Source organism: Brevundimonas sp. (assembly GCF_013823285.1).
Lineage (GTDB): Bacteria > Pseudomonadota > Alphaproteobacteria > Caulobacterales > Caulobacteraceae > Brevundimonas.
In genome coordinates this window covers 1-8,883 of sequence record NZ_PNLV01000095.1, presented here as the reverse complement: position 1 = coordinate 8,883, position 8,883 = coordinate 1, and the positions used below count along the sequence as shown (strand labels likewise).

At 67.9% G+C, this 8,883-nt stretch carries 11 protein-coding genes and 1 other RNA gene; 8 read left to right on the top strand and 4 right to left on the bottom strand.

The genetic code is table 11. From position 1 onward, the window contains the following. The 6 genes from C0461_RS11775 to C0461_RS11750 all read left to right on the top strand — a co-directional run. On the top strand, positions 1-219 hold a 219-nt coding region (locus tag C0461_RS11775), incomplete at its 5' end, for a cell division protein ZapA (protein WP_292107143.1). 47 nt (positions 220-266) lie between these two features. Further along, positions 267-428, top strand: a non-coding RNA gene (gene ssrS / locus C0461_RS11770) — 6S RNA. 36 nt (positions 429-464) lie between these two features. Next, the gene (locus tag C0461_RS11765; RefSeq protein WP_292107148.1) at positions 465-1,079 is read left to right on the top strand and encodes a 5-formyltetrahydrofolate cyclo-ligase; all 615 of its coding nucleotides are present in this window, start codon (positions 465-467) and stop codon (positions 1,077-1,079) included. Continuing rightward, entirely contained in the window at positions 1,076-1,900 is an 825-nt protein-coding gene (locus tag C0461_RS11760) for a TIGR00282 family metallophosphoesterase (RefSeq protein ID WP_292107140.1), read from the top strand. The genes C0461_RS11765 and C0461_RS11760 overlap by 4 nt, the downstream gene beginning before the upstream one ends. A 129-nt stretch (positions 1,901-2,029) precedes the next feature. Then, the gene (locus C0461_RS11755) at positions 2,030-2,410 is read left to right on the top strand and encodes a MotA/TolQ/ExbB proton channel family protein (RefSeq protein WP_292107138.1); all 381 of its coding nucleotides are present in this window, start codon (positions 2,030-2,032) and stop codon (positions 2,408-2,410) included. Next, positions 2,407-2,742 carry a BlaI/MecI/CopY family transcriptional regulator gene (locus C0461_RS11750; protein WP_363378446.1) on the top strand — a complete coding sequence of 112 codons (336 nt, stop codon included), beginning with the start codon at positions 2,407-2,409 and terminating at the stop codon, positions 2,740-2,742. Before C0461_RS11755 ends, C0461_RS11750 begins: the two co-directional genes overlap by 4 nt. A 34-nt stretch (positions 2,743-2,776) precedes the next feature. Here the strand turns inward: C0461_RS11750 and C0461_RS11745 are convergent, their stop codons facing one another. Then, positions 2,777-2,956: a hypothetical protein gene (locus C0461_RS11745; protein ID WP_292107136.1), complete on the bottom strand. Its 180-nt coding sequence runs from the start codon at positions 2,954-2,956 to the stop codon at positions 2,777-2,779. 122 nt (positions 2,957-3,078) lie between these two features. Between C0461_RS11745 and C0461_RS11740 the strand changes: the two genes are divergently transcribed. Then, on the top strand, positions 3,079-3,852 hold the full coding sequence (locus C0461_RS11740; RefSeq protein ID WP_292107134.1) for a YebC/PmpR family DNA-binding transcriptional regulator: 774 nt from the start codon (positions 3,079-3,081) through the stop codon (positions 3,850-3,852). A 79-nt stretch (positions 3,853-3,931) separates the two neighbouring features. Further along, entirely contained in the window at positions 3,932-4,951 is a 1,020-nt protein-coding gene (locus tag C0461_RS11735) for a class I fructose-bisphosphate aldolase (protein WP_292107132.1), read from the top strand. 8 nt (positions 4,952-4,959) lie between these two features. Here the strand turns inward: C0461_RS11735 and C0461_RS11730 are convergent, their stop codons facing one another. From C0461_RS11730 to C0461_RS11720, 3 genes are all read right to left on the bottom strand, one after another. After that, positions 4,960-5,985 carry a cysteine synthase A gene (locus C0461_RS11730; RefSeq protein WP_292107130.1) on the bottom strand — a complete coding sequence of 342 codons (1,026 nt, stop codon included), beginning with the start codon at positions 5,983-5,985 and terminating at the stop codon, positions 4,960-4,962. 66 nt (positions 5,986-6,051) lie between these two features. Further along, positions 6,052-7,122 (bottom strand): phosphoadenylyl-sulfate reductase, encoded by a 1,071-nt coding sequence (locus tag C0461_RS11725; RefSeq protein WP_292107129.1) that lies wholly within the window; start codon positions 7,120-7,122, stop codon positions 6,052-6,054. Continuing rightward, positions 7,109-8,764 carry a nitrite/sulfite reductase gene (locus C0461_RS11720; RefSeq protein ID WP_292107127.1) on the bottom strand — a complete coding sequence of 552 codons (1,656 nt, stop codon included), beginning with the start codon at positions 8,762-8,764 and terminating at the stop codon, positions 7,109-7,111. Before C0461_RS11720 ends, C0461_RS11725 begins: the two co-directional genes overlap by 14 nt. Positions 8,765-8,883: the final 119 nt, after the last annotated feature.

The following is an 8,883-nucleotide window of genomic DNA, read 5'->3' as shown; positions in this document are numbered from 1 at the left end:
CAGTTCGACAACCATGTGCGCGACGTGGCCGCCGACGTGGGTCAGGTGGGTGACATCCGTTTGTTCCTGATGGCTTCCCTGATGCTGGCGGACCAGTTGCAGGAAGCCCGCATGGGCGAGGCTCCCCCCGCCCCCGTCACCACGCCCTCCGAGGCCGGCGTCGCCGAGGCCCTGAACGCCGTCGCCGCCCGGATCGAGAAGATCGCGGCGGGGATCTGATCCGCCTTGTTGAAGACACCGCTCGCGCCTATCTTGCGCGGTGGCGGGTCATGCTGTGGCTCACGTCGAAGGCAACATATCCTCGCGGCCTTAATTCACTCGAAGGGAGTTGTCCCTGTCCGGGCTCGTGGGCCCGGGCATACGGCGCCCACCTGGTTATCCAGGCTCGAGAGGATCAAACCGTCCTTCACGGCTCTCGCGGCGCCGCCAACCTTTCTCCCTCAAAATCAGCTAAGGCTGGGGTCCTGACCGTCAAAGCCGATCTTCGCGCCGCCATGCGGGGCCGCCGCAAGCAGGCGGCCGACGCCAATCCCTACGCCGCCGAGCGGCTGGTGGAGCATGTGGGCGCCATGCTGGATGCGCTGTTCTCACCATCCCGCAATTTCGCTCCTGAGCGGCCGTTGACCGTCGCCCTTTACGGCGCGCAAGGGTCCGAGATGGACACAGCCCCGCTGGCCCGCGCCCTCATGGTCCACGGCCTTGAGCTGGCCTTGCCGGTGGTGGTCCGGCGCGACGCTCCGCTGGCGTTCCGCCGCTGGCGCCCCGGAGATCCGCTGGAATTGGACCAGGCCGGATGTCCGGCGCCGCTGGATCTGGCGGGCGACGTCACGCCGGATCTCATCATCGTGCCGCTGCTGGCTTTCGACCCCTCGGGCGGACGGCTGGGACAGGGCGGCGGCTACTATGACCGGACGCTGGAAGCCCTGCGCGCCGTGGACCGCACCCCGCCCATCGTCGCCGTTGGCCTGGCCTATGCGACCCAGGAGATGGACAATCTGCCCATGGATTCCCACGACCAGCCTCTGGATGGAGTCCTGACCGAAGCGGGCTATAGGTCCGCCAAAAGGATTTCTGAATGAGACTGGCTTTCTTCGGCGATGTGGTGGGCAAGTCCGGGCGTGACGGGCTGTCCGATCATCTGCCTGGCCTTCGGCGCGACCTGAAGCTGGATTTCGTCGTGGTCAACGCCGAGAATGCGGCGGGCGGCTTCGGCATCACCGAGAACACGGCGCGCGAGATCTTCGCCGCCGGCGCCGACGTGCTGACCCTGGGCAACCACTCCTGGGACCAGCGCGAGGCCCTGACCTATATCGTGCGCGAGCCGCGCCTGATCCGCCCGGCCAACTATCCGCGGCTGATGGATGCGCCGGGGCGGGGCGCGGACGTGTTCACCACCGCTGACGGCAGGCGTGTTCTGGTGATGAACGTGCTGGGCCGCATCCATATGGACCCCATGGACGACCCGTTCAGCGCCGTGGAGCGAGAACTCAACGCCGCACCGCTGGGCGTGGTCGCCGACGCCGTGATCGTGGACATGCACTGCGAGGCCACCAGCGAGAAGATGGCCATGGGCCATTTCTGTGACGGCCGCGCGTCGCTGGTGGTGGGCACCCACACCCATGTCCCCACCGCCGACTCCCAAATCCTGCCGGGCGGCACCGCCTATCAGACCGACGCGGGCGGGTGCTGCGACTACGACTCGGTCATCGGCAACGACAAGGAAGAGCCCCTGCGCCGCTTCACCACCCGCCTGTCCGGCGGCCGCTACGCCCCGGCCAGCGGCCCGGCGACCGTGTGTGGCGTCTATGTGGAGACCGACGACCGCACGGGACTGGCGACACGGGTGGAGCCGATCCGGGTCGGCGGCCGGTTGAGCCAGACGGTCCCCGACGGCGCTTGACACATCGGTTTACAAGCGTAATCTCATCTGGTTACAAACGTAATCCACGAGGTCGCCCATGCCTGATTTCAGCTTTCCTGTCTCTGCGGGAGCGTTCCCTGCGCCTCACCTCATTAAGGGACCGCGCAAATGACGACATTGGATGTTCTCCTCAACGCCGACCCGACGATGAAGCTGATCATGCTGTCGCTCATCGTCGCCTCTCTCGCCGCCATCGCGCTAACCCTTCGAAAGATCATGTCCGGACCCCGTTTGACCGGCGGCTCGACCTATCTTCAGGCTCTCCGACTGGGAGGGCCGCTCATCGGCCTTCTCGGCGCTGCCTATAATGTGCTGATGATCAACATCGCCATCGCGAACATCGGCCAGCAGCCCTCCTATCCCGTGCTCGCTCCGGGCATCGCCGAAGCTATTTTCCTGTTCTTGCTGGGCCTTGTTGCGGGCGTCGTGGCGGTGGTCTGCAACTGGATCGTTGAGGCGCGCATCGACCGCGCGGTGTTGCAGTCCTGACCGGGCCGGCCATCACCGAGGCTGAAAGCGCGGTGATGGCGGCGCTCTGGCGGCGCGGCCCCTTGTCTTTCGTCGACCTGATCGACGAGGTGAGGCGCGGGTCGGCTTGGGGAGACGCTACGATCAAGACCCTGCTCAACCGCCTGATGCGCAAGGGCGCTGTCCGCTCGGAGCGTGAAGACGGACGCCAGCGTTATCACCCGGTGATTTCGCGTGAGGATTACATTGCGGGCGAGGTGGGTGCGCTGCTCGACCGGCTTTTCGATGGCCGACCGGATGCACTCGTCGAGCACCTGAGAGCACGACACGCAGATCGCCCCGCCAGTCGCTGAGCTGCGCCCTATCGACTGCCGGGCCCAGCGCGCGTCAGTCGTCCAGCCAACCCATCAGCGCCAGCGCGCCGACGCCCGTTAGCACGCCCAGAGCGAAGGCGGTGACTACCGCGCCGGTGGCCACGGCGGTGGAGACGGTGACGGGCCGGGCCTCGTACCATTCGACGATGTCGGCTTCGTCGTCTCCCTCGATTAGATCGTCTTCGGCGGCCATGTCATCCCTCCGGTTGGTTGATGCAGGTCTAATCCCCCGCCCGCGCACCGGTTCCTTGTTCGGGTGAACGGGTTGCGCTAGATGGCGCCCTTCCCTTTCCGACCCAGATTCCGGGGTTCCGCATGGCCGGCCATTCCAAGTTCAAGAACATCATGCACCGCAAGGGGCGTGCCGACGCGGTGCGCTCCAAGCTGTTCTCGCGCCTGTCGCGGGAGATCACCGTGGCGGCCAAGTCCGGCCTGCCCGACCCGGCGCTGAACCCGCGCCTGCGCCTGGCGGTCAACAACGCCAAGGCCGAAAGCCTGCCCAAGGATGTGATCCAGCGCGCCATCAGCAAGGCGGCGGGCGGCGATGTCGATACCATGGAGGAGATCCGCTACGAGGGCCGTGGCCCCGGCGGGGTGGGCATCATCGTCGAGGCCCTGACCGACAACCGCAACCGCGCCGGCTCCAACATCCGCGCCGCCTTCACCAAGAACGGCGGCGCCCTGGGCGAAATGAACTCCGTCGCCTTCATGTGGGACCGGGTCGGCGAGATCCGCTACCCGGCCGAGGCGGGCACCGAGGAAGCCGTCATGGAGGCCGCCATCGAGGCCGGCGCCCAGGACGTGCACAGCGATCTGGTCAAGCCCGACATTTACGAGGACGCGCCCGGCCACACCATCTGGACCGCCTTCGAGGATCTGAACGAGGTGGCCGAGGCCATGTCGAAGGTTCTGGGCGACCCCAAGTCCACCGCCATCGTCTGGAAGCCCCAGTCCGAAGTCCCGGTTACCGGGGAGGCGGTCGGCACGCTGATGAAGCTGCTCGACGCGCTGGACGCCGAGGACGACGTGGCCAACGTCTATTCGAACGAGGACATCTCGGACGAAGACGCGGCGAAATACGCGGGCTGATCCCCCTGTAACGCGGCGTGACTTTGTCGCCGCCGGACGCTAGACAGCGGCAAAACAACACTTTCAGGGGTATTTCGGCATGGATCTCGCGGCTCTGAACGCGGTGGCGACGGCTATGGTGCAGCCCGGCAAGGGCATCCTGGCGGCGGACGAATCCACCGGCACCATCAAGAAGCGCTTTGACGCCATCGGTGTGGAGAACACCGAGGAGAACCGCCGCGATTATCGCGAGCTGATGTTCCGCGCCGACGCCATGAAGGACCACATCTCGGGCGTCATCCTGTTCGAGGAGACCCTGTTCCAGGACGCCGCCGACGGCACGCCGCTGGTGGAGCTGATCAACGCCTCCGGCGCCATCCCCGGCATCAAGGTGGACAAGGGCGCCACCAAGATGGCCGGCTTCCCCGGCGAGACGGTCACCAAGGGTCTGGACGGCCTGTCGAAGCGCCTGCGGTCCTACCGCGAGCGGGGCGCGCGCTTCGCCAAGTGGCGGGGCGTCATCGAGATCGCGGACGGCGTGCCCACCTGGACCTGCATCAAGTCCAACGCCCACGCCCTGGCCCGCTACGCCCGCATCTGCCAGCAGGAGCAGATCGTGCCGATCGTGGAGCCCGAAGTCCTGATGGACGGCCCCCACGACATCAACCGCTGTGACGAGGTTACGCGTCAGGTGCTGCAGACCGTGTTCAGCGAGCTGTTCGAACAGCGCGTGGCGCTGGAAGGCATTGTGCTAAAGCCGAACATGGTGATCTCCGGCAAGGGAAGCGTGCGTCAGGCGACGGTCGACGAAGTGGCCGAGCGCACCATCGCCGCGCTCAAGGCCACCGTGCCGTCCGCCGTTCCGGGCATCGCCTACCTGTCAGGCGGCCAGACAGATGAACAGGCCACCGCCCATCTGGACGCCATGAACCGCATCGGCGGCTTCCCCTGGAAGATGACTTTCTCCTATGGCCGCGCGCTTCAGGCCGCGCCCCAGCGCGCCTGGGGCGGCGACAACGCCAACGCCGCCAAGGCCCAGGCCGCCTTCGCCCACCGCGCGAAAATGAACAGCTTGGCCAGCCTCGGCAATTACGACGCGTCGATGGAGAAAGAGGCCTAGAGCCGAGCTTACGCGGCCGCCTCGGCCCGAGCGGGGGCGGCCCATGGCGGCAAGGGCAGGCCCTTGGATTTCAGGAAATCGGTGTTGAACAGCTTGGACGCATAGCGGGTGCCCGGGTCGCACAGGGGCGTGACGATGGTCTTTCCGGGCCCCATCTCGCGGGCCAGACGCAGCGCGCCGGCGATGTTGACGCCGCTGGACCCGCCCAGGGACAGCCCCTCCTCGCGGATCAGGTCGAACACGATGGGCAGGAACTCCTCGTCCGGGATCTGGTAGCTGTGGTCCGGGGTGAAGCCTTCCAGATTGCCGGTGATGCGCGCCACGCCGATGCCCTCGGTGATGGACGAGCCGGACCCCTGCATGACGCCGGTGGTGAACCAGCTGTAGAGCGCCGCGCCCATGGGGTCGGCCAGGCCGATGCGGATGTCCGGGTTGCGTTCCTTGAGGAAGGCGGCCACGCCGGTGATGGTGCCGCCCGAGCCCACGGCGCTGACGAAGGCGTCCACCTTGCCCTCGGTCTGTTCCCAGATTTCGGGGGCGGTGCCGGTGTAGTGGGCGTTGCGGTTGGCGGTGTTGTCGAACTGGTTGGACCAGAAGGCGCCGTTGGGCTCGGTCTCGTTCAGCTCCTTCGCCAGCCGCCCGGAATAGTGGACGAAATGGTTGGGGCTGGAGAAGGGCGCGGCGTCCACCTCCACCAGTCGCGCCCCAAGCGCGCGGATGGCGGCCTTCTTTTCCTCGGTCTGGGTGCGGGGAATGACGATGACCACGGGGTGGCCCATGGCGGCGCCCACCAGGGCCAGACCGATGCCGGTATTGCCCGCCGTGCCCTCGACGATCACCCCGCCGGGCCGCAGTTCGCCGGACGCGCGCGCGGCGGTGACGATGCCCAGCGCCGCCCGGTCCTTGATGGACTGGCCGGGGTTCAGGAACTCGGCCTTGCCCAGGATGGTGCAGCCCGTGAGCTCGGACGCCTTCTTCAGCTTGATCAGGGGCGTGTTGCCGATCAGGTCGGCGACGGACTGGGTGATGGGCATGGCGGTCATTCGGGCATGTGGGGAGACGAGACATATAGGACGCCGCAGGCGGCGGCGCGACCGGGATCAGGCGGCGCGGGCGCCCAGGTGGATGCCGCACTCCACCTTGTCCGTGCCGGACCAGCGGCCAGCGCGGGCGTCCTCTCCCGAGCGCACGGCGCGGGTGCACGGCCAGCAGCCGATGGAGGCGTAGCCCTGATCCGCCAGCGGATGGGCCGGCAGGTCGTGGGCCTCGAAGCGGGCCTCCACCTCGTCCGCATCCAGATTGGCTAGCGGATTGACCCGCACCTGCCCATCCAGCACCTCGAACACCGCCAGCCGTTGGCGAGTCGTCGCCTGATAGCGCTTGCGGCCGGTGATCAGGGCTTCATAGGCCGCCGCGGCCCGGGCCAGCGGCCGGACCTTGCGCAGGTCGCAGCAGGCGTCCGGGTCGGTGCGCCACAGGTTGTCCTTTGGATCCTCGCTCGCGCGCTCGGCGACGTCGGGCAGGACGATCTTCACATTGGTCAGGCCGAGACGGTTCGCCAGCTCGTCCCGATAGGACAGGGTCTGGAGGAAATGCTGACCGGTATCGAGGAACAGGACCGGGGTGGCGGGATCGACCTGCGCGAGCAGGTGCAGGCTGACGGCCGCCTCCGCGCCGAAGGACGACAGCTGGGCGATGCGGCCGGGGAATTCGCGGTGCGCGGCGGCGAGGATCGCTTCGGGGTCGGCGTCCCGATACTGCGCGTCCAGCCGGGCGGCCTTCTGCTCCAGCGTCTCCACGGCGGCGCGGCGGCGCCAGACCGGAACGGCGGCGTCGGCGGCGGGCTGATAGACCGTGTCGATCACCGCCAGCATGGCGCGCCATTCCGCCGGGTCGGCCCCGGGGTTCAGACGCACGGCGTCGAAGCCGGATCGCTTCAGGTGGCGGGCCTGATCGGGCAGCAGGTCGCCCGTGGCGATCAGCTCGCCGCCATAGCCCCGCTCGCGCAGGATCGAGGCCAGCGAGAAGCCGCGCCCGTCGCGAAAGGCGCCGAAGCGGATGGTCAGGCGGTTGGCGCCCTTGGCCGCCGCCTCGACCTCGGCCAGCGGCGTGTCGCCGGGGATGGCGGCGTCCGGCTCATCGGTTTCGGGCAGGGGATCAAGCAGCCTCATAGATGGCCTCGCGGAAGGGGTCGGCGCCGGTGCGGCGCACGGTGTCGATGAAGCGTTCGCCGTCATGGCGGATGGCCAGATAGCGGTTCAGGGCGCGCTCGATGGCCGGGGCCACCTCCTCGGCGGGCAGGCTCTTGCCCACGATCTCGCCCAGGGCCGCCTGTTCGTCGGGCGAGCCGCCGACCGTGATCTGGTAGAATTCCTCACCCTTCCGGTCGACGCCCAGCACCCCGATGTGGCCCACATGGTGGTGGCCGCAGGCGTTGATGCAGCCGCTCATGTTGACGCGGATCGGGCCCAGCTTCTCCTGAAAGTCCAGATCCGCCAGCCGCTTCGACAGGGCCTGCGCCACCGGGATGGAGCGGGCGTTGGCCAGGCTGCAGTAGTCCAGCCCCGGGCAGGCGATGACGTCGGTGACCAGATCGGCGTTGGCCGTGGCCAGACCGTGGGCGTGCAGGATGCGCCAGACCTCGGGCAGATCGTCCAGCTTCACATGGGGCAGCACCAGGTTCTGCTCATAGGCCGCGCGCACCTCGTCGAAGGAGAAGCGGCGGGCCAGCTCGGCGACCACGTCCATCTGGTCCGCCGTCATGTCGCCGGGCACCCCGCCCACCGGCTTGAGCGAGATGATGGCGCTGGCGTAGCCCGGCGCGCGGTGGCGGCGGACATTGTTGCGGCTCCAGCGGGCGAAGTCGGGATCCGCCAGCAGGGCCCGGTCGAACGGGCCGGAGTGCTGGGGCAGGGTCTCGAACGGCGGGGGCGCGAAATAGGTCTGGATGCGGGCCAGTTCGTCGTCCGGAATGCGCAGGTCCTCGCGGCGCAGGGTCTCGAACTGGCGCTCCACCTCCTCGCGGAAGGCGTCGATGCCGAGGACCGCCACCAGGATCTTGATGCGCGCCTTATGGATGTTGTCGCGCCGACCCAGCAGGTTGTAGGCGCGCAGGATGGCGGTCAGATAGGCCAGCAGTTCGCGCCCCGGCACGGCGGGGGCGATCTCCTGGGCGATGTGGGGCAGGCGCCCCTGCCCGCCGCCGACGAAGACGCGGAAGGCGGTCTCCCCGTCCTGTCCCCGCACGATCTGCAGCCCCACATCGTGGGTCCGGATGGCGGCGCGGTCGGTTTCGGACGCGATGACCGCGATCTTGAACTTGCGCGGCAGGAACGAGAATTCCGGGTGGATGGTCGACCATTGCCGGATGATCTCGCACCAGGGACGCGGGTCCTCGATCTCCTCGTCCGTGGCCCCGGCGAAGACGTCGGTGGTGACGTTGCGGATGCAGTTGCCGGAGGTCTGGATGGCGTGCATCTCGACCTCGGCCAGCTCGGTCAGGATGGCGGGCAGGTCCGACAGGGCGGGCCAGTTGTACTGGATGTTGGTGCGGGTGGTGAAGTGGCCGTAGCCCTTGTCATACACCCGCGCGATGTGGCCCAGCTTCTTCAGCTGGGCGCTGTTCATGGTGCCGTAGGGCACCGCCACCCGCAGCATGTAGGCGTGCAGCTGCAGATAGACCCCGTTCATCAGGCGCAGGGGCTTGAACTGGTCCTCAGTCAGGCGGCCGTCCACGCGGCGGCGGACCTGATCGGTGAACTCGGCGATGCGTTCCTTGACCAGGGCATGGTCGAACTCGTCATAGCGGTACATCAGGCGGCCCCTTCGATGTCGGGGCGGCTGTGACCGACCGTGGGGCCGGTGGAGCGGATGAACTCCTTGAAGCGGTCACGGCCCGAGGGCTCGCCGGCGTTCACCTCCACCAAATAGGG